The organism is Streptomyces sp. NPDC020681 (assembly GCF_044334895.1).
GTDB lineage: Bacteria > Actinomycetota > Actinomycetes > Streptomycetales > Streptomycetaceae > Streptomyces.
Genome location: NZ_JBIRTX010000024.1, coordinates 16,160 through 37,370, shown reverse-complemented (window position 1 = coordinate 37,370; position 21,211 = coordinate 16,160). Strand labels below are relative to the sequence as shown.

Here is a 21,211-nt window from a genome sequence, read left to right as displayed (position 1 = left end):
TCCTGTCGCGGTCCTGACGGCGGGATCCGGTGACGCCCGAGCGGCCTTCGAGCCCGGCGGTACGCGGCCGGTTCGCTCCCTGCGGTACCCTGACGCCATGCGTGCCGTACGCCTTCTGCTTAGCGAGCCGCGCTGATCAGTCCCGACGGATGAAGAATCCGGTCGGAATCGGCGCGGCGTCCCCTCCTGTGCGAGGGGATTTTTCATTTGACCCGTTGGCAGAGACGATCGATGGAGCTTTAAGGATCATGAGCGAGACGAATTCTGCTGCCGAGGTGGCCGCGCCCCACCGCTATACGGCCGCCATGGCGGCCGACATCGAGGCACGCTGGCAGGACGTCTGGGACGCCAAAGGCACGTACGAAGCGCCGAACCCGAGCGGCGACCTGGCCGGAGACCCGGCCCTGGCGGCCAGGCCCAAGAAGTTCATCATGGACATGTTCCCGTACCCCTCGGGCGCGGGGCTGCACGTCGGACACCCACTGGGCTACATCGCCACCGACGTTTTCGCCCGTCACCAGCGCATGACCGGGCACAACGTCCTGCACACCCTGGGCTTCGACGCCTTCGGCCTGCCCGCGGAGCAGTACGCCGTGCAGACCGGCACGCACCCGCGGGTGTCGACCGAGGCGAACATCGTGAACATGAAGGTCCAACTGCGCCGGCTGGGCCTGGGCCACGACAACCGCCGCTCCTTCGCGACGATCGACCCGGACTACTACAAGTGGACCCAGTGGATCTTCCTGCAGATCTTCAACTCCTGGTACGACCAGGACGCGGACAAGGCCCGTCCGATCGCCGAGCTGGTGGCGCAGTTCGACAGCGGCGAGCGCGCCGTTGACGGCGCGCGCCCCTGGAGTGAGCTGAGCGCCGTCGAGCGCTCCGAAGTCCTGAGCCAGTACCGCCTGGCGTACGCCTCCGACGCGCCCGTCAACTGGTGTCCGGGCCTGGGCACCGTACTGGCGAATGAAGAGGTCACCGCCGACGGCCGTTCCGAGCGGGGCAACTTCCCGGTTTTCAAGGCCAAGCTGCGCCAGTGGAACATGCGCATCACCGCCTACGCGGACCGCCTGCTGGACGACCTGGACGCGCTGGACTGGCCCGAGGCGATCAAGCTGCAGCAGCGCAACTGGATCGGCCGGTCCGAAGGCGCGCGCGTCAACTTCTCCGTCGAGGGTCACGACGCCGCGGGCATCACGGTGTTCACCACCCGCCCCGACACCGTGTTCGGCGCGACCTACATGGTGCTGGCGCCCGAGCACGGCCTGATCGACTCGATCCTGCCGGCCGAGTGGCCGCAGGAGACCAGGGACACCTGGACCGGCGGCGCGGCCACTCCGGCCGAGGCCGTCGCGGCGTACCGCAAGCAGGCCCAGACGAAGAGCGATGTCGAGCGGCAGACCGAGCACAAGGACAAGACCGGCGTCTTCACCGGCTCGTACGCCGTGAACCCGGTCACCGGCGCACGGATCCCGGTCTTCGTCGCCGACTATGTGCTGATGGGCTACGGCACCGGCGCGATCATGGCCGTGCCCGGACAGGACGAGCGGGACTGGGAGTTCGCCGAGGCCTTCGACCTGGAGATCATCCGCACCGTGCAGCCGCCGGACGGCTGGGAGGGCGAGGCGTTCACCGGCCAGGGGCCGGCGATCAACTCCTCGAACGACGAGATCTCGCTGGACGGCCTGGACGTCGCCGAGGCCAAGGCCAAGATCACCGAGTGGCTGGTCGCCAAGGGCATCGGCGAGGCCACCGTCAACTTCCGGCTGCGTGACTGGCTGTTCAGCCGGCAGCGCTACTGGGGCGAGCCCTTCCCGATCGTCTACGACGAGGACGGGGTCGCGCACGCGCTGCCCGAGTCGATGCTGCCGCTGGAGCTGCCGGAGGTCGACGACTACTCGCCACGCACGTTCGACCCCGACGACGCGAACACCCAGCCCGAGACGCCGCTGTCGCGCAATGCGGACTGGGTCAATGTCGAGCTGGACCTGGGCGACGGCGTCAAGCGCTACCGGCGCGAGACCAACACCATGCCCAACTGGGCCGGTTCGTGCTGGTACGAGCTGCGCTACCTGGACCCGCGCAACAGCGAGAAGCTGGTCGACCCCGAGATCGAGCAGTACTGGATGGGGCCGCGCGAAGGCATGCCGCACGGTGGCGTCGACCTGTACGTGGGCGGCGCCGAGCACGCCGTACTGCATCTGCTGTACGCGCGGTTCTGGTCCAAGGTGCTGTTCGACCTGGGCCACATCTCGTCCCCGGAGCCGTTCCACAAGCTGTTCAACCAGGGCATGATCCAGGCGTACGTCTACCGGGACAGCCGCGGCTTCCCTGTCCTGGCGACCGAGGTCGAGGAGCGGGACGGAAAGTTCTTCTTCGAGGGCGAGCCCGTCAAGCGCGAGCTGGGCAAGATGGGCAAGTCCCTGAAGAACGCGGTCACTCCGGACGAGATCTGCGCCGAGTACGGAGCCGACACGCTGCGCCTGTACGAGATGGCGATGGGCCCGCTGGACGTGTCCCGGCCGTGGGACACCCGTGCGGTCGTCGGCCAGTACCGGCTGCTGCAGCGGCTGTGGCGCAACGTCGTCGACGAGGCGACCGGCGAGGTCACCGTCGTCGACACCGAGGCCGGCGAGGCGATGCTGCGTGCACTGCACAAGGCGATCGACGGCGCGGGCCAGGATCTGTCCGCGCTGCGCTTCAACACGGCCATCGCCAAGATCACCGAGCTGAACAACCATCTGACCAAGGTGGGCGGGCCGCTGCCGCGGAGCGTGGCGGAGCAGCTGGTGCTGCTGATCGCGCCGCTGGCCCCGCACATCGCGGAGGAGCTGTGGCACCGGCTGGGCCACGGCGACTCGGTCGTGCACCAGGACTTCCCGGTCGCCGACCCGGCGTATGTCGTGGACGAGACCGTGACCTGCGTGGTGCAGATCAAGGGCAAGGTGAAGGCGCGGCTGGAGGTCTCCCCGTCGATCTCGGACGAGGAGCTGGAGACGCTGGCGCTGGGTGACGCGGCGGTGGTCGCGGCGCTGGGCGGCGCGGGGATCCGCAAGGTGATCGTGCGGGCGCCGAAGCTGGTCAACATCGTGCCCGCGTAGGACGCCGCGGGCTCGGCGGGCTGCGAGCGGGGTGCGGGTGGCCTGCGCTCCGGGCCTGAGCGGGCTGCTGTCCAGGCGTGGGCGGGCTGCGGGTGGCCCGTGGTCCGGGCGCCGACGGGCTGCGGGGTATCCCTTACGGGCAGGTTGGGGGTTTCGAAGGAACCCTCTGCCTGCCCGTTCCGTTTACCGTGGAAGGACAACATCCGACGCCGGAGGGGCGCACATGGAAGCCGCGATTCTGATTCTGGCGCTGCTTTTCTTCGCCTTTGTGGCGTTGGGGGTGTACGTGACCGTGAAGGTCGTCGGCGCCGCCAAGCGCGGTGTGGAGCGCACGGTCACCCAGGCGCGCCGCACGGTCGAGGAGACCACGCTGCGGGCGAAGAGTTATGGACAGGGCGGGGTCGTCGCCGAGCTGGCCCAGCTGCGGCTGACGCTGCGCACGTCGATGCGGGCGACGCAGGACGCACTGAACGCCGGCGCGGACGAGGACGCCTCGCTGTCCGAGTCCCTCGGCCTGTTCAAGCGCCTGAGTGTGCACGGGCACGAGCTGGACGACGAGCTCAAGCGCCTGGAGCGCGAGCCCGACCGGGCGACGGTCGCCTCGCTGCTGCCCGGGCTGCGAGAGCGTACGGAGCGGATCGTGCACTCGGCGGAGTCGCTGCGGTGGGCGGCGCGGGACCGGGCGCGGAAGTTCGCCGAAGACGATCTGGATGCGCTGAGCAGCCAGATCGACGTGGAGGCAGGGGCGCTGCGGCACTGGTCGGAGCCGGATGCTGCCGGTTCCGGGGCGGCTGCGGGGGAGACTGCTGCGGGTACGGCTGCGGGTACTGCATGGCCGGAGGCCGGGGCGAGCGCGGGCGACGGGGTTGCCCCCGAGCAGACCTGGCCGGAGGCGGATCCCGAGGTGGATTCGAAGGCGCCGCAGGAGTCGCCTGACGAGCCGCGGCAGCAGCCGCAGGCGATCACGGCGCGTGATCCCCGGCAGCAGACCTATCCCTGGCAGAAGGCCGCCCGGCCGGAAACCACGAACTGACGGCGCGACGCGAGTGGACCGTACCGGCGGCGGGAAGTCTGCGTTGCGGGCGGACCGTGCGAACCCGACGGCGGGAAGCTGCGATGCGCGCGGACACTGTGAACCGACGGCGGGAAGCTGCGATGCGCGCGGACACTGTGAACCGGCGACGGGCACCCGCAATACGGCGGACCTGTGAACCGGCTGCGGGGACGCGCGATGCGGGCGGACAGAGTGGACCGACCGCGCGAACTGACGTTGCGGACCGGCCATGAGAGAGGGCGACGCGATCACCGGCGAGGGCCCGGGCTGCCGTCCGGCGGCCGCTGCGGGTAACCTCCCGCTCATGTCCCGCCATGTCGCGATCGTCACCGATTCCACGGCCTACCTGCCGCCGCCGACGATGGAGCGCCACGGCATCGTCGCGGTGCCGCTGACCGTCGTACTTGGCGATCAAGCACTCGAAGAGGGCACCGAGATCTCGGCCCGCTCGCTCGCGCTGGCGTTGCAGAAGCGACGTCCCGTGACCACCTCGCGGCCGAGCCCCGAAGTGTTCGCCGAGACGTACCGTGCGAGCGCGGCGGCCGGCGCGACCGGCATCGTCTCACTCCATCTGTCGTCGGAGTTCTCCGGGACGTACGACGCCGCCGTGCTCGCCGCCAAGGACGCCCCGGTGCCGGTGCGCGTGGTGGACACCGGGATGGTCGCGATGGCACTGGGATTCTGCGCGCTGGCGGCCGCGGAGGCGGCCGAGGGCGGCGGCACGCTGGACGAGGCGGTGGCGGCCGCGGAGAAGCGGGCGGCGGGCACGTCCGCCTTCTTCTACGTCGACACCTTGGACTACCTGCGGCGCGGCGGCCGGATCGGAGCCGCGCAGGCGCTGCTGGGCTCGGCGCTCGCCGTGAAACCGCTGCTGCAGCTGGACGGCGGCCGGATCGAGCTGCTGGAGAAGGTGCGTACGGCGTCGAAGGCAATCGCGCGTCTGGAGGAGATCGTCGTCGAACGGGCGGGCACCAGTGGCGTGGACATCGCCGTGCACCATCTGGCCGCGCCGGAACGGGCCGCGGCGCTTGCGGAACGGCTGCGTGAGCGGGTGCCGGGCCTGGCCGATCTGCATGTCAGCGAGGTGGGCGCGGTGATCGGAGCGCACACGGGTCCGGGGCTGCTGGGGGCTGTGGTCTCGCCGCGCTGAGGCGCGTCGTGGGCTTGGTCTGCCGTTCTGTCGCTCGCGTGGGTGACCGAGTTATCCACAACAGGCCGGTTGTCCACGGAAATTGGAGCCGCTCAGCGGGTCCGGACGGATGTGCCTACCGTCCTGTGACATGGCACTTCGATCACGTTCCGCAACCAGTGGGCCGGGCCGCGCTCCGGCCTCGGACGGCCGCGCCCGCGTCGGACCCGCACGGGGCGGTCCGACCCGGGTCCGCTCCGCGCATGGTGGCTCGACCAGGGGTGGTCCGACGGCCAGGGGTGGTCCGACCCGCGTGCGAGGCAGACGCGTGGCTGTCGCTTCGACCGCGGCGCTGCATCGCCGGGATGCCCTGTTCGTGGGGCCGGTGGGCGGTGCGGGCACGGCTGTTGGGCCCGCGCCGCCCGTCGATTCCGCCGGCCGCGGCAGTGCCGATGCCGGTCTGGCCGCGGGCACGGGGATGCGCCGACGGGCGGGGCTCGCGGTGCGGGAGCGGTTGCCGTTGTGGATGCAGCTCAGATGCGGGCTCGAGCCCAGGACGCTCGCGGCGCTGGCGGTTGTGCTCGTGGTGGCGGCGGTGTTCGCCGTGCAGCACTTCTGGGCGGGGCGGCCGCAGACCGTAAGCGCGCCGCAATTGGTCCAGCAGGGCGCGGCCACATCGGAGCCGAGGCCTTCACCGGGTCCGGCGCCGCAGCCCGGGGCCGGTCCTGGCGCCCGGATCGTCGTCGACGTCAGCGGCAAAGTGCGGCGGCCAGGGGTGTTGCAGCTGCCCGCCGGGTCCCGGGTCGCCGATGCGCTCCGTGCGGCGGGAGGCGTCAAGGCGGGCACAGACCTGACAGGTCTCAACCGTGCGCGGGTGCTCATGGACGGGGAGCAGGTAGTGGTGGGCGGTCCGCCGGGAGCGCACCCTGCCGGATCGGGCAACTCCGGAACCGCTGCGGGCGGCCTGAGCTCGGGTGGCTCCGGCTCGGGCGGCGCCCAGGCGGGGCCGTTGAGTCTCAACTCGGCCACCGTGGAGCAGCTCGACACGCTGCCGGGAGTGGGACCCGTGCTGGCGCAGCACATCGTCGACTACCGCACTCAGCACGGTGGGTTCCGGTCCGTCGACGAACTCCGCGAGGTCAACGGGATCGGCGACCGCCGGTTCGCGGACCTCCAGACCCTCGTACGGCCATGACGCGCCAGACGGTCCACGCCGCGTCGGGCCACCGCCTGGGAGCTGCCGACCCGCGGCAGGAAGGGCCGGCCGATCTGCGGCTGGTGCCGCCGGCCCTGGCGGCTTGGGGCGCCGCCGCTCTCGCGGTTGGCGCGGGCGGCTGGTGGACGGCGGTCGGCGTGGCGGTCTGCGTTGTGGCGGGGCTGCTGTTGCTGACTCCGGCGGCGGTACGTGCGGTGTGTGCGGGGCGTGCGGCGCGTGTGAGCGCCGGTTCCGGCGGCCGTCCGTCGAGAGGCTCCCAAGGCTCGGAAGGCTCGGAAGGCGACGCTGAACCGGACACTCGAGGGACTCGACGTCGACGACGGCTCAACGCCACCGCTCTGGCGGCGATCCTGCTGTGCGCCGCCGCCGGTGCGGCCTCGGCCGGGCTGCATGGCGCGGACCTGCGCCGTGGGCCGCTTCCCGCGCTGGCTGACCGATACGCGCACGCCACAGTGGAGTTGAAGGTCACCTCCGATCCACGGATCGTCCGGCCCCGGGTCAGCGGTGCCCACATGGCGCCAGGATCGTTGGTGCTGGACGCGGAAGCGATCCGGGTGACGACGTCGGACGGTGCGGTCACCGCGATCCGGACGCCCGTCCTGGTGGTCGTGCGGGCCGACGCGCCGTCCTCCGGGTCCGTCGCGCGGTGGCAGCGGCTGCTGCCATCGACCCGGCTGCGGCTCGCGGGACGGCTCGCGCCGCCGCTGCACGCCGACGACAGGTTCGCGGCCGTGCTGAGAGCGCGAGCCGGTCCGCCTGAGATCATCGGCCCGCCAACGGGCCTTCAGCGCACGGCCGGAGGCCTCCGGGCCGGACTGCGGCAGGCCGCGGACGGGCTGCCGCCGGACGCCCGGGCCCTGCTGCCCGGGCTGGTCGTCGGAGACACCTCGCGGATCACACCGGAGCTGCGGGACGCATTCGAAGCGACCGACCTCACGCATCTGCTCGCCGTGTCAGGAAGCAATCTGACCATCGTCCTCGTGCTGCTGATCGGCCCGCCGGGCACGGCCCTGCTGGCCGAACGGGGCGGACTCGCACCACGGTTGGGCATCACCCTGCGAGGCACGGCACTGCTCGGTGGCGCGCTCACACTCGCCTTCGTGATCGTGTGCCGGCCGGAGCCGAGCGTGCTGCGGGCGGCGGCCTGCGGGGCGGTCACGCTGCTCGCCATCGGGACGGGCCGACGCCGGTCACTCATCCCCGCGCTCGGGGCCGCCGTGCTGCTGCTCGTCCTGTACGACCCCTGGCTCGCCCGGAGTTACGGCTTCCTGCTCTCCGTGTTGGCCACCGGCGCACTGCTCACCGTGGCTCCCGGCTGGAGCGCGGCGCTGCAACGCAGAAGGGTGCCGCCCAGGCTCGCCGAGGCGCTGGCCGCTGCCGCCGCGGCGCAGGTCGTGTGCGCACCTGTGGTGGCGGTCTTCGCGGCCAGAGTCAGCCTGGTGGCGATCCCCTGCAACCTGATCGCGGAGCTCGCGGTCGCTCCGGCGACGGTTCTCGGCTTCGCCGCACTCGCCGCCGCCACGGTGGCGATGCCGCTCGCCGAGCTGCTGGCCCAGTGCGCAGGCTGGCCCGCCGGATGGATCGCCTCGGTCGCACGTACCGGAGCGGCGCTGCCCGGAGCGCAGACCGACTGGCCGGGCGGCTGGCGCGGCGGCCTGCTGCTCGCCGCCCTCACCGGCGTGGTCGTGCTGCTCGGCCGGAAGCTGTCGCGGCATCCATGGGCTACCGCCGCCTGCGTGCTGGTGCTGCTGCTCGCCGTCGTGCGCCCGGCCCCGCTCACCAGGGTCCTCACCGGCTGGCCGCCGCCCGGCTGGACGTTCGCGATGTGCGACGTCGGGCAGGGTGACGCGGCTGTGCTGGCCGCGGGCCACGGCGCGGCTGTGGTCGTGGACGCCGGCCCCGACCCGGAGCTCGTCGACCGGTGTCTGCGCGACCTCGCTGTCACCACCGTCCCGCTGGTCCTCCTGACGCACTTCCACGCGGATCATGTCCGCGGGCTGCCCGGGGTGTTGCGGGGCAGAGCGGTCGGCGCGGTGCAGACGACGACGTTCGACGAGCCGCGAGAACAGAGCGCGTTCGTCCGCAGAGCGACGGCGGAGGCGCGGGTGCCGGTGATCCGTGCGGGCTTGGGGGAGCGGCGCCGGCTGGGCGGGCTGACCTGGCAGGTCCTCTGGCCCCGGCCAACCGGCCTCCTCGGCCCCGGCTTCCTGCCCGAGGGGCCCAACGACGCCAGCGTCACGGTGCTCGTGCGGATCGAGCGCGGCCCGAGTCTCCTGCTGCTCGGAGATCTCGAACCACCGGCACAACGTGGGCTGTTACGTGCGTATCCCGCACTCCCGGCGGTGGACGTCCTCAAGGTCGCCCACCACGGCTCCGCTCACCAGCATCCCGGCCTGCTGCGCGCCGTGCGCCCGAGGCTGGCGTTGATCTCCGTCGGGCGGGACAACCTGTACGGCCACCCTGCGCCGAGCACAGTGGGCGCGCTCCGTGCGGCGGGAGCCGTGGTGCTGCGCACCGACACGGACGGGCCGATCGCGGTGACCGGGACCGGACGTGGGCTCCGGGCCAATCTGCGTCGGCGCAGGCCGCGCGCCGGACGCGTGCACCTCTCGGGCGACAGCCCTAGGACCACCGGTCCATGGTGCGCGAAGGCGCCACGCGTCACACTTTGCCCATGGACGACTACCTCCGCCGCATCGGCGCCGACCGCCCGGCCCGTCCCGACGCAGCCGCGCTGCGCGATCTGCAGCTGCGCCACTTGCAGGCGGTCCCCTTCGAGAACCTCTCCATCCACCTCGGCGAGGACATCGTGCTGGAGGAGAAGGCGCTGCTCGCCAAGATCGTGGAGGCGCGCCGCGGTGGATTCTGCTACGAACTCAACGGTGCGTTCGCCGCGTTGCTGCGCGATCTCGGGTTCACGGTCAGCCTGCTGCAGGGGCGCGTGTTCGGCGGCGACGGACGGCTCGGCATCCCGTACGACCATCTCGCGCTGCTCGTCGAGGCGGCGGACGACACGGGCCGCTGGCTGGCCGACGTCGGCTTCGGCGACCATGCGCACCATCCGCTGTTGTTCGACGAGCGCGGTGACCAGAGCGACCCGGCGGGCACGTTCCGCATCGTCGAGGCTGCGGAGCATGGTGACCTCGATGTCCACCGCGACGGCAAGCCGCAGTTCCGGCTTGAGACGCGGCCCCACAGCCTGGACGACTTCCGGGCCGGCGCCTGGTGGCACCGCACCTCACCGGAATCGCACTTCCCCAAGTCCATCGTCTGCTCCCGGCTCACCCCCGAGGGCCGGATCACGCTCAGCGGCCGCAAGCTGGTCACCACCGTGGGCGGTGAGCGCCAAGAGCAGCCGCTGGCCGACGACGCCGCAGTCCTCGCTGCCTACCGCGACCACTTCGGTCTCGACCTGGACCGCCTGCCGCCCGACCCGCGCCCCGCAGGCACCGGCTAAGGCGCCTCGAGCCAGCCTTCGTACTCCGCGGCGAAGTCGTCCAGCGCCAGGGGGTCCAGGCGTGCCGCGGGGTCCTCCACCACGACCAGCCACTGGGCGTCCTCGGCGTCGTCCTCACCGGCCAGCGCGTCTCGTACGAGCTTCGGCTCGTCGGTCACTCCGAACCGGCCGGCCAGCTCTACCGCCACCTCCTCCGCAGAGTCGCGGTCGGGCAGCACCAGTACATGTCGTCCTTCACTCACTCGGCCATTCTCCGGTACGGGACGGAGTGTCAGTGGCGCGTGGGATGCTGGACCGCGATGGCCACCAGGAGAAACTCGACCGACGACCCGCTCGCCCCCGTCACGCTCGCCGTGGGCCAGGAGGATCTGCTCCTCGACCGCGCGGTGCAGCAGGTGGTGGCGGCCGCGCGGGCCGCCGACGCCGACACGGACGTACGCGACCTCACCGCCGACCAGCTCCAGCCCGGCACCCTCGCCGAGTTGACCAGCCCTTCGCTCTTCGCCGAGCGCAAGGTCGTCATCGTGCGGAACGCGCAGGATCTCTCCGCCGACACGATCAAGGACATCAAGGCGTATCTCGACGCACCGGCCGAGGAGATCACCCTCGTCCTGCTGCATCCCGGCAGCGCGAAGGGCAAGGGACTGCTGGATGCGGCCCGCAAGTCCGGGGCTCGCGAGGTCGCCTGTCCGAAGACGACGAAGCCGGCCGAGCGGCTCACCTTCGTGCGGTCCGAGTTCCGCGCGCTGGGGCGGTCGGCGACGCCGGAGGCGTGCCAGGCGCTCGTCGACTCCATCGGCAGCGATCTGCGGGAGCTGGCGAGCGCGGTGTCCCAGCTTGCCGCGGACGTCGAGGGCACGATCGACGAGGCGGTCGTCGGGCGGTACTACACGGGCCGGGCCGAGGCCTCCAGCTTCACGGTCGCCGACCGTGCTGTGGAGGGCCGGGCGGCGGAGGCGCTGGAGGCGCTGCGCTGGTCGCTGTCGACCGGGGTCGCGCCGGTGCTGATCACCAGCGCGCTGGCGCAGGGGGTCCGGGCGATCGGCAAGCTCTCCTCGGCCCGCGGCGGCAGGCCCGCCGACCTTGCCCGTGAGCTGGGCATGCCGCCGTGGAAGATCGACCGGGTCAGGCAGCAGATGCGTGGCTGGACTCCGGACGGCGTGGCGGTGGCGCTGCGCGCCGTCGCGGAGGCGGACGCGGGTGTGAAGGGCGGCGGTGACGACCCGGAGTACGCGCTGGAGAAGGCGGTCGTCGCGATCGCCCGCGCGGCCCGCTCCCGCCGCTAGCCTCTGGCCCGCGCGACGCCGGACGCCCACCCGAACGGCCGCCCGCGCCCTCCCACGCCCCCGTGCGCCCCCGCCCCACACTCCCCGTACACGCCGAAGGCCCCGGCCACCGTCCTGGGGAAGGACGGTCGGCCGGGGCCCTGCGGTTCAAGATGGTGCGCCGCACCCGCGTGGCGAACGCAGGCCGTGTGCGGCGCGAAGGTGCCGGTCAGGAGCGGTAGAGAGGGCCCGCTGAGTCCGTTCCGGCGATCAAGTCGTCCGGCGCGTCACCTGTGAGGGTGGCTGCCGGGGGTCCGGGGGTCGCCCCCGGGAGTTACAGCAAGTTGGCTCAGCCCTGGAGGGAGGCAACCTTGGAAGCCAGCGCCGACTTCTTGTTGGCGGCGGCGTTCTTGTGGATGACGCCCTTCGAGACAGCCTTGTCGAGCTTGCGGGTCGCCTCGCGAGCGGCCACGGAGGCCTTCTCGACGTCACCCGCGGCGGCAGCCTCACGGGCCTTGCGGATCGCGGTCTTGAGCGAGGACTTGACGGCCTTGTTGCGCAGGCGCGCCTTCTCGTTCGTCTTGTTCCGCTTGATCTGGGACTTGATGTTCGCCACGAAAGAGCCTTTTCAGGTTCGGTGAAACTTGATTCTGAGGTTGCGCCCCGCGCTGAGAGCGCGCGAGAGACACAGCTGCCCAGGCTACCAGCCACCGATCGACCGGCCCAAACCGGGCGCAGTCCCGTACCCATGGGACGATAGAGGCTACGTATCGATCCGACATCGCCCGAGACGAGACGCCCCGCGTCTCAAGAATCAGGACCCTGCGTGCCCGCGACTCCTACCAACGTGCCCGAGCCGAGCCGTACCGCCCCGGCGCTGATCCGCAATTTCTGCATCATCGCGCACATCGACCACGGCAAGTCGACCCTTGCCGACCGGATGCTCCAGCTGACCGGCGTGGTCGAGCAGCGGCAGATGCGCGCTCAGTACCTCGACCGTATGGACATCGAGCGCGAGCGTGGCATCACGATCAAGTCCCAGGCGGTCCGGCTGCCGTGGGCGCCCAGCGAGGGTCCGGACCAGGGCACGACCCACATCCTGAACATGATCGACACCCCGGGGCACGTGGACTTCACGTACGAGGTGTCCCGTTCGCTCGCGGCCTGCGAGGGCACGGTCCTGCTCGTCGACGCCGCTCAGGGCATCGAGGCGCAGACTCTCGCCAACCTCTATCTGGCGATGGAGAACGACCTCACCATCGTCCCGGTGCTGAACAAGATCGACCTGCCGGCGGCCCAGCCGGAGAAGTTCTCCGAGGAGCTGGCGAACCTCATCGGCTGCCAGCCCGAGGACGTCCTGAAGGTCTCCGCGAAGACCGGTCTCGGAGTCGAGGCGCTGCTGGACCGGGTGGTACGCGACGTGCCCGCACCGGTCGGCGTCGCCGACGCGCCCGCCCGCGCGATGATCTTCGACTCGGTCTACGACTCGTACCGCGGTGTCGTGACGTATGTGCGAGTCGTCGACGGCCAGCTCAACAAGCGTGAGCGGATCCGGATGATGTCCACCGGGGCCACCCACGAGCTGCTGGAGATCGGCGTCTCGTCGCCGGAGATGACCCCGGCCGACGGCATCGGCGTCGGCGAGGTGGGCTACATCATCACCGGCGTCAAGGACGTGCGTCAGTCCAAGGTCGGTGACACGATCACCTCCCTCAACAAGGGCGCGACCGAGGCACTCGGCGGGTACAAGGACCCGAAGCCGATGGTCTTCTCCGGCCTCTATCCGCTGGACGGCTCGGACTACCCGGAGCTGCGCGACGCGCTCGACAAGCTCCAGCTCAACGACGCCGCGCTGGTCTACGAGCCGGAGACCTCCGCGGCCCTGGGCTTCGGCTTCCGCGTCGGCTTCCTCGGCCTGCTGCACCTGGATGTGATCCGTGAGCGGCTGGAGCGCGAGTTCGGCCTCGATCTGATCGCCACCGCGCCGAACGTGGTCTACCGCGTCGTCATGGAGGACGGGGTCGAGCACACGGTCACCAACCCGAGCGAGTTCCCCGAGGGCAAGATCTCCGACGTTCACGAGCCGGTCGTACGGGCCACGATCCTCGCCCCGAGCGAGTTCATCGGCTCGATCATGGAGCTCTGCCAGACCCGCCGCGGCACGCTGCTCGGCATGGACTATCTCTCCGAGGACCGGGTCGAGATCCGCTACACCCTGCCCCTCGCCGAGATCGTCTTCGACTTCTTCGACCAGCTGAAGTCCAAGACGCGCGGTTACGCCTCGCTCGACTACGAGCCCACCGGCGAGCAGGCCGGCAGCCTGGTGAAGGTCGACATCCTGCTGCACGGCGACAAGGTCGACGCGTTCTCCGCCATCACGCACAAGGACGCGGCGTACGCCTACGGCGTGCGGCTCGTGGCCAAGCTGCGCGAGCTCATTCCCCGGCAGGCATTCGAGGTGCCGATCCAGGCCGCCATCGGCTCCCGCGTCATCGCCCGCGAAACCATCCGTGCCATCCGCAAGGACGTGCTCGCCAAGTGCTACGGCGGTGACATCTCCCGTAAGCGGAAGCTGCTGGAGAAGCAGAAGGAAGGCAAGAAGCGGATGAAGATGGTCGGCAATGTGGAGGTCCCGCAGGAGGCCTTCATCGCCGTGCTGTCCAGCGACGAGGCGCCCAAGGGCAAGAAGTAGCCCCCGGCCCGCCTCGTCGCAGCCCCCGCCCGTCGAGCGGGCCCCGCCCGTCACGGGCGTCACAACAGTTCGCGAAGAGCGCCCTTCCGTTCATCCGGAAGGGCGCTCTTCGTATGTTTCCGGCCAGTCTCCGGTCGCATCCCTCAATAGATGGCCATTGCACCGATCATCGGATTGGAGCGGCGGTCCATCCGGCCCGTTCGTTATCAAGCGGCAGCCTGCAGCCTCTTTCGTACAGGCAAACTGCGCTCTACTCTGATCACGGCTCGAAGGTTACTCGCCAGTTAGAAACAGCCAGTCGTGCAGTGCTGCCGCAGGCCCGGAGGACGTCGATGAGCGACACACAGACCCTGATCGAGAACCGACCCGCCTCGGTGGCGACCTTGTTCACCGAGCGGGTGGCGGCCACGCCGGACGCCGAGGCATACCGCTATCCGGTGGCTCCCGCCGCCGGTCACGGGCCCGACGACTGGAAGTCGCTGAGCTGGGGGCAGGCCGCGGAGCGGGTCTACGCCGTCGCGGCAGGTCTGATCGACCTCGGCGTGCAGTCCGAGGACCGGGTCGCGCTCGCCTCGGCCACCCGGATCGAGTGGATCCTCTGCGACCTCGGTGTGATGTGCGCAGGCGGTGCGACCACGACGGTCTACCCGTCCACGAACGCCGAGGAGTCGGCGTACATTCTCTCCGACTCCGGCAGCAGGGTGCTGATCGCGGAAGACGCATCCCAGCTGGCCAAGGCGCGCGAGCGGCGCGCCGAGCTGGAGGGTCTCAAGCATGTCGTCGTCTTCGACATGACGGGTGTGGAGCCGGACGAGAGCGACCCCGAGGGCTGGGTCGTCTCGCTCGCCGACCTGGAGGCGCGCGGTGCGCAGTACCTGGAGAAGCACCCGGAGGCGGTCAAGGAGCGGATCGGGGCGATCAGGTCCGACCAGCTGGCGACGCTGATCTACACCTCCGGTACCACCGGCCGGCCCAAGGGTGTGAGGCTGCCGCACGACAACTGGTCGTACATGGCCAAAGCCATGGCCGCCACCGGGCTGATCGGCCCGGAGGACGTCCAGTACCTCTGGCTGCCGCTCGCCCACGTCTTCGGCAAGGTGCTGACCTCCGGCCAGATCGAGGTCGGCCATGTCACCGCGGTGGACGGCCGTGTCGACAAGATCATCGAAAACCTGCCGGTGGTGCAGCCGACCTATATGGCGGCCGTGCCGCGGATCTTCGAGAAGGTCTACAACGGAGTCGCGGCGAAGGCACGGGCCGCCGGCGGCGCCAAGTACAAGATCTTCCAGTGGGCGGCCGGCATCTCGCGCGAGTACGCCAAGGCCTCGCAGGACAACTTCCGGCGTACGGGCACGGCCTCCGCGCCCTTCGGCCTGACCGCAAAGCACAAGGTCGCCGACGCGCTCGTCTACTCCAAGCTGCGGGAGGCCTTCGGCGGGCGGCTGCGTGCCGCCGTCTCCGGCTCCGCCGCGCTCGCCCCGGACATCGGCTACTTCTTCGCCGGCGCCGGGATCCACATCCTCGAGGGCTACGGCCTCACCGAGTCGAGCGCCGCGTCGTTCGTCAACCCCGGAGAGGCGTACCGCACGGGCACGGTCGGCAAGCCGGTGCCCGGCACCGAGGTGCGCATCGCGGATGACGGCGAGATCCTGCTGCGTGGCCCCGGCATCATGGAGGGCTACCACGGGCTGCCGGAGAAGACCGCGGAAGTCCTGGAGTCCGACGGCTGGCTCCACACCGGCGACATCGGCGAACTCTCCGCCGACGGCTATCTGCGGATCACCGACCGCAAGAAGGACCTGATCAAGACGTCGGGCGGCAAGTACATCGCGCCGGCGGAGGTCGAGGGCCAGTTCAAGGCGGTGTGCCCGTTCGTCTCCAACATCCTGGTGCACGGCGCGGACCGTAACTTCTGCACCGCGCTGATCGCGCTGGACGAGCCCACGATCCTCGGCTGGGCCAAGGAGAACGGCCTGGACGGCAAGACATACGCCGAGGTCGTGGCCACCAAGGAAGTCGAAGAGCTGATTGCCGGCTATGTGAAGCGCCTCAACGAGGGGCTGCAGCGCTGGCAGACGATCAAGAAGTTCCGGCTGCTGCCGCGCGACCTGGACATCGAGCACGGCGAGCTGACGCCGAGCCTCAAGCTGAAGAGGCCGGTCGTCGAGCGGGAGTACAAGGACCTGATCGAGGACATGTACGACGGCGCGCGCGAGGCCTGACCGGAGCGGAGCCCGGGCCCTCGGGGCTCCGCCCCGAACCCCGTCCCCTGCGCCCCGGCGGGCGCAGGGGATCACCGGGGCCTCTGCCCGGCCCCAGCCCCCTGCGCCCTGCCGGGCGCGGGGGACAACCAGTGGGGCTCTGCCCCGGGACCCAGCCCCCTGCGCGGGGATGGCCATCCCCGTACCGCGTCGGGGACCCCGCAGCGTTGCCCCAGCAGGCCCGGTGCGGGCCCGGGCACAGCCTCGGTCACACACCCCTGCCGCGGCGCAGGTCCTGGAGGATCTCCTCCATCCTCGCCAGTTGCATCCGCAGCTCCGGCACATCGCTCGGGCCGCTGCGGCCCAGCTCCGTCTCGATCGCCGTCAGGCGCTCCGTTATCTCCCCGAGCTGTTCCTGCTCTCGCGCCAGCGCGCGCTCCAACTGCCGGTTCTTGCGGTGCAGATCGAGAAACACGTTCACCTTCGCCCGCAGCACCCACGGGTCGAAGGGCTTGGTCAGAAAGTCCGCCGCTCCGGTCGCGTACCCGCGGAACGCATAGCCGCTGTCCGCCTCCGTCCCGGTCAGAAAGATGATCGGTACGTCCTTCGTCTGGTCGAGCCGCTTGATGTTGGACGCCGTCTCGAAGCCGTCCATGCCCGGCATCCGTACGTCCAGCAGCACCACCGCGAACTTCTGCCGCAGCAGCGCCTTCATTGCCTCTTCTCCCGAACGCGCCCTCACCAGCGGTTCGTTGAGGGACCCGAGGACTGCCTCAAGGGCGACGAGATTGTCCTCCATGTCGTCCACGAGCAGGATGCTCGCGCGGTCGGCGATGGGTGCCTCTGTGCTCATCGTGTCTGCCTCACGTGATGGTCGGCGGTGCAGCCGGCTCCCCTTCGCCGTTCGGCTGCGCCGGTACTTCGTGTGCTGCTTCGGCCGAGTCGCCCTGGCCCTCGGGGTCGAGCACGGCGCAGACGACCGTCAGCAGCCGGTCCACGTCGACGGGCTTCGGCACATACTCGTTCGCGCCCTGCGCGATCGACTTCTCGCGGTCTCCGGGCATCGCCTTCGCGGTGAGCGCCACGATCGGCAGGTCGGTCCACAGCGGGCTGCGCCGGATCGCCTCGATCGTTTCGTAGCCGTCCATCTCCGGCATCATGATGTCCATCAGGACCAGTTCGACGTCCGGGTTCCGCTCCAGCGTCTCGATGCCTTCCCTGCCGTTCTCCGCGTACAGCACCGGCATGCCCACCCGGCCCAGCACATGCGTGAGCGCGAAGACATTGCGGATGTCGTCGTCGACGATCAGGACCCGGCGGCCGGACAGGATCTGACCCGCCCGGCCCGACTTCCACTCCTCCAGTTTGGTCGTCGTGGGCCAGCCGTCGTCCACGTCCGGACGGGACGGCAGATGGTCGGCGTGCTGGCGCTCGGGCGCGGTCAGCGGTCCCGAGCGCAGCTCCTGCACGTCGTGCCCGTCGTACGAACCGTCGCTCTCCGCGCCGAGGTGCCCCGGGTACAGCACGGGCACGTACAGCGTGAAGGTGGAGCCCTTGCCGGGCTCGCTCTCCGCGATGATGCGGCCGCCGAGCAGACCGGCGATCTCCCGGCTGATGGACAGGCCGAGACCCGTGCCGCCGTACTTGCGGTTGGTGGTGCCGTCGGCCTGCTGGAACGCCTCGAAGATCACCGGCAGTTTCTCCGGCGCGATGCCGATGCCGGTGTCCGTGACGGCGAAGGCGATCAGATCGTCCATGCCCTTGAGCAGTACGTCGTCCGGGTCCTTGACCCGGCGCACGCTCAGCTCGACACGGCCGCTGGAGGTGAACTTGATCGCGTTGGACAGCAGATTGCGCAGGATCTGCTGGAGCCGCTGCTCGTCGGAGTACATCTCGCGCGGCACGTCCTCGCCGACCCCGACCTCGAAGGCAAGACCGCGGTCGAGCGTGATCGGGCGGAAGGTGGCATGGACGTAGTCGAGCAGCTTGATCAGCGGCAGCTTCTTCGGCCGTACGTCCATCCGGCCGGCCTCGATCTTGGAGAGGTCGAGGATGTCGTTGATGAGCTGGAGCAGATCGGAGCCCGAGCGGTGGATCGTGGTCGCGAACTGCACTTCCTGGCCGGACAGATGGCCGTCCGGGTTGTCGGAGAGCAGCCTGGCCAGGATCAGCAGCGAGTTCAGCGGGGTGCGCAGCTCGTGCGACATGTTCGCCAGGAACTCCGACTTGTACTGCGACGAGGTCGCCAGCAGCGCGGCCTTCTCCTCCAGTTCCGCGTTCGAGCGCTGCAGTTCGGCCTGCTGCCGCTGGAGTTCGTCCGAGCGCTCCTGGAGCTGGACCGCCAGCCGCTGCGACTCGCCGAGCAGCGATTCCGTACGGGAGTTGGCGATGATCGTGTTGATCGCGACGCCGATGGTGTTCACGAACTGGTCGAAGAAGGCCAGGTGGACATCGGAGAAGCGGGAGAAGGACGCCAGCTCGATCACCCCGAGCAGCTTGTCCTCGAAGAGGATCGGGATGATGACGACGCTGGCCGGAGACGCCTCGCCCAGACCTGAGTTGATCTTGATGTAGTCCGGCGGCGCCTCCTCCAGCAGGATCCGCTTCTTCTCCAGCGCCGCCTGCCGGACCAGGCCGTGGCCCGGCATGCCGGTGGTGTCGATGGTCGCCGACTGCGCGGAGCCGTAACCGGCGATGAAGGCGAGGCCCTTGGTGGTCGATGTCGTACGGGACGGGGTGCCGTCGCCGTCCGGGTCGGCCAGGAAGAACGCGCCGTACTGCGCGTTCACCAGCGGCGTCAGCTCGCGCAGGATCAGGTCGGCGACCTCCATCAGATCGCGGTGGCCCTGCATCAGACCGGCCAGCCGGGCCAGATTGGACTCCAGCCAGTCCTTGGCCCGGGTCGTCTCACGGAGGTTGGACACCATCAGGTTGATGTTGTCCTTGAGCTCGGAGACCTCGCCGCGGGTCTCCACGGTGATCGAGCGGGACATGTCGCCCTGCGCGACCGCGGAGGCCACCTCGGCGATCGCGCGGACCTGAGTGGTGAGGTTGAGCGCGAGCTCGTTGACATTGGTGGTGAGCCGCTTCCAGGTGCCGTACACGCCCTCGACGCGCGCCTGGCCGCCCAGCTGGCCCTCGGAACCGACCTCGCGCGCGACGCGGGTGACCTCGGAGGAGAACGAGGAGAGCGTGTCCACCATGGTGTTGATGGTGGTCTTCAGCTCCAGGATCTCGCCGCGCGCGTCCACGTCGATCTTCTTCGACAGGTCGCCCTGGGCCACGGCCGTCGCCACCTGCGCGATGTTCCGCACCTGTGAGGTGAGGTTGTCGGCCATGTAGTTGACGTTGTCGGTGAGGTCCTTCCACAGGCCCGTCACGCCGAGGACCTGGGCGCGGCCGCCGAGCCGGCCGTCCGTGCCGACCTCTCGGGCGACGCGGGTGACCTCGTCGGCGAAGGCCCGCAGCTGCTGGACCATCGTGTTGACGGTGTCCTTCAGCTCCAGGATCTCGCCGCGGGCGTCGACGGTGATCTTCTTGGACAGGTCGCCGTTGGCGACGGCGGTGGTGACCTGGGCGATGTTGCGGACCTGTGAGGTCAGGTTGGACGCCATGAAGTTGACGTTGTCGGTGAGGTCCTTCCAGACGCCGGAGACGCCGCGGACCTGGGCCTGGCCGCCGAGGTTTCCTTCCGTGCCGACTTCGCGGGCGACGCGGGTGACCTCGTCGGCGAACGCGGAGAGCTGGTCCACCATCGTGTTGATGGTCGACTTGAGCTCCAGGATCTCGCCCTTCGCCTCGACCGTGATCTTCTTGCCGAGATCGCCCTGTGCGACGGCCGTCGAGACGAGCGCGATGTTCCTCACCTGTGAGGTGAGGTTGTCGGCCATGAAGTTGACGTTCTCCGTCAGGTCCTTCCAGACGCCGGAGACGCCGCGGACCTGGGCGCGGCCGCCGAGGTTTCCCTCGGTGCCGACTTCGCGGGCGACGCGGGTGACCTCGTCGGCGAACGCGGAGAGCTGGTCGACCATGGTGTTGATGGTCGACTTGAGCTCCAGGATCTCGCCCTGGGCGTCGACCGTGATCTTCTGCGACAGGTCGCCGTTGGCGACGGCGGTGGTGACCTGGGCGATGTTGCGGACCTGTGAGGTCAGGTTGGACGCCATGAAGTTGACGTTGTCGGTGAGGTCCTTCCAGACGCCGGAGACGCCGCGGACCTGCGCGCGGCCGCCCAACTGGCCCTCCGTGCCCACCTCGCGGGCCACCCTGGTCACCTCGTCGGCGAACGCGGAGAGCTGGTCCACCATCGTGTTGACCGTCAGCTTCAGCTCGAGCAGCTCACCGGTCGCCTCGACCGTGACCGTACGGGTCAGATCGCCGCGTGCCACAGCCGTCGTGACCGCCGCGATGTCACGCACCTGCGCGGTCAGCCGGGAGGCCATCGTGTTGACCGCCTCCGTGACGTCCCGCCAACTGCCCGACAGGCCCTGTACCTTGGCCCGTCCGCCGAGCCGGCCCTCGGTGCCGACCTCGCGCGCGACCCGTGTCACCTCGCCCGTGAACAGCGAGAGCTGGTCCACCATCTTGTTGACCGCGCGCCCGAGGCGGCGCAGGTCGCCGCGCAACTGCCGGTTCCCGTCGTGCAGATCGACCCGCTGGGTCAGATCGCCGCCGGCGACCGCGTCCAGCACCCGCGTCGCGTTCGCCGCGGGCACCACCAGAGCGTCCAGCAGAGCGTTCGTACTGGTGACGCCGGAGGTCCAGGCGCCCTGCCCCGGGCTCGCGGACAGCCGGTCGTCCAGCCGTCCGTGTCGTACGACCTCTCGGCGCACGCGCGTCAGTTCGTCCGCGAAGTGCTGATTGCGGACGGCGATCTGATTGAACATCGCCGCCAGCTCCGCGGACATGTCCTCATGGGTCTCTGCCACACGGACCCGGAAGTCACCGTCCCGAAGTGCTGTCATCGCCGCCAGCAGCGGACGTAGTTCGGACACCCGGATCCAGGCCCCGTCGGACGGCGGCCGGTCGGACAGCCGGGAGGCCGGCTGGGCGGGCGGCAACGCACTGTCTTTGTTCATATCCGCCCACTTCAGTGA

At 70.1% G+C, this 21,211-nt stretch carries 12 protein-coding genes and 1 pseudogene; 9 read left to right on the top strand and 4 right to left on the bottom strand.

Features of this window, described 5'->3' with window-relative positions:
• Nucleotides 1-248: 248 nt before the first annotated feature.
• The 6 genes and pseudogenes from leuS (at nucleotide 249) to ACH4YL_RS35350 (ending at nucleotide 9,957) form a co-directional block, all read left to right on the top strand.
• Entirely contained in the window at nucleotides 249-3,101 is a 2,853-nt protein-coding gene (gene leuS, locus ACH4YL_RS35375) for a leucine--tRNA ligase (RefSeq protein ID WP_398511625.1), read from the top strand.
• Between the two features lie 223 nt (nucleotides 3,102-3,324).
• The gene (locus ACH4YL_RS35370; protein WP_398511624.1) at nucleotides 3,325-4,134 is read left to right on the top strand and encodes a hypothetical protein; all 810 of its coding nucleotides are present in this window, start codon (nucleotides 3,325-3,327) and stop codon (nucleotides 4,132-4,134) included.
• 325 nt (nucleotides 4,135-4,459) lie between these two features.
• A complete protein-coding gene (locus ACH4YL_RS35365; protein WP_398511623.1) occupies nucleotides 4,460-5,305 on the top strand; it encodes a DegV family protein in 846 nt (281 codons plus the stop codon).
• Nucleotides 5,306-5,435: 130 nt separating this feature from the next.
• Nucleotides 5,436-6,479: a helix-hairpin-helix domain-containing protein gene (locus ACH4YL_RS35360; protein ID WP_398511622.1), complete on the top strand. Its 1,044-nt coding sequence runs from the start codon at nucleotides 5,436-5,438 to the stop codon at nucleotides 6,477-6,479.
• A pseudogene (locus ACH4YL_RS35355) lies at nucleotides 6,476-9,067 on the top strand (ComEC/Rec2 family competence protein); the annotation flags it as partial. The gene ACH4YL_RS35360 and the pseudogene ACH4YL_RS35355, both read left to right, overlap by 4 nt.
• A 107-nt stretch (nucleotides 9,068-9,174) precedes the next feature.
• Entirely contained in the window at nucleotides 9,175-9,957 is a 783-nt protein-coding gene (locus ACH4YL_RS35350) for an arylamine N-acetyltransferase (protein ID WP_398511621.1), read from the top strand.
• On the opposite strand, the gene ACH4YL_RS35345 is transcribed toward ACH4YL_RS35350, so the two are convergent.
• Entirely contained in the window at nucleotides 9,954-10,199 is a 246-nt protein-coding gene (locus tag ACH4YL_RS35345; RefSeq protein WP_398511620.1) for a hypothetical protein, read from the bottom strand. The genes ACH4YL_RS35350 and ACH4YL_RS35345 overlap by 4 nt on opposite strands.
• A gap of 57 nt (nucleotides 10,200-10,256) precedes the next feature.
• Between ACH4YL_RS35345 and holA the strand changes: the two genes are divergently transcribed.
• Nucleotides 10,257-11,243 (top strand): DNA polymerase III subunit delta, encoded by a 987-nt coding sequence (holA, locus tag ACH4YL_RS35340; RefSeq protein WP_398511619.1) that lies wholly within the window; start codon nucleotides 10,257-10,259, stop codon nucleotides 11,241-11,243.
• A 328-nt stretch (nucleotides 11,244-11,571) separates the two neighbouring features.
• Here the strand turns inward: holA and rpsT are convergent, their stop codons facing one another.
• Nucleotides 11,572-11,838, bottom strand: coding sequence for a 30S ribosomal protein S20 (gene rpsT / locus ACH4YL_RS35335; RefSeq protein WP_398511618.1), 267 nt, complete (start codon nucleotides 11,836-11,838; stop codon nucleotides 11,572-11,574).
• A gap of 210 nt (nucleotides 11,839-12,048) precedes the next feature.
• On the opposite strand from rpsT, the gene lepA reads away from it, so the two are divergent.
• Nucleotides 12,049-13,914 carry a translation elongation factor 4 gene (gene lepA, locus ACH4YL_RS35330; RefSeq protein WP_398511617.1) on the top strand — a complete coding sequence of 622 codons (1,866 nt, stop codon included), beginning with the start codon at nucleotides 12,049-12,051 and terminating at the stop codon, nucleotides 13,912-13,914.
• Nucleotides 13,915-14,246: 332 nt separating this feature from the next.
• A complete protein-coding gene (locus tag ACH4YL_RS35325; RefSeq protein WP_398511616.1) occupies nucleotides 14,247-16,136 on the top strand; it encodes an AMP-dependent synthetase/ligase in 1,890 nt (629 codons plus the stop codon).
• A gap of 247 nt (nucleotides 16,137-16,383) precedes the next feature.
• On the opposite strand, the gene ACH4YL_RS35320 is transcribed toward ACH4YL_RS35325, so the two are convergent.
• Together ACH4YL_RS35320 and ACH4YL_RS35315 are read right to left on the bottom strand one after the other, a co-directional pair.
• The gene (locus tag ACH4YL_RS35320; protein WP_398511615.1) at nucleotides 16,384-16,968 is read right to left on the bottom strand and encodes a two-component system response regulator; all 585 of its coding nucleotides are present in this window, start codon (nucleotides 16,966-16,968) and stop codon (nucleotides 16,384-16,386) included.
• 10 nt (nucleotides 16,969-16,978) lie between these two features.
• Complete coding sequence (locus ACH4YL_RS35315; RefSeq protein ID WP_398511670.1) at nucleotides 16,979-21,079, bottom strand: HAMP domain-containing protein; 4,101 nt, start codon at nucleotides 21,077-21,079, stop codon at nucleotides 16,979-16,981.
• Nucleotides 21,080-21,211: the final 132 nt, after the last annotated feature.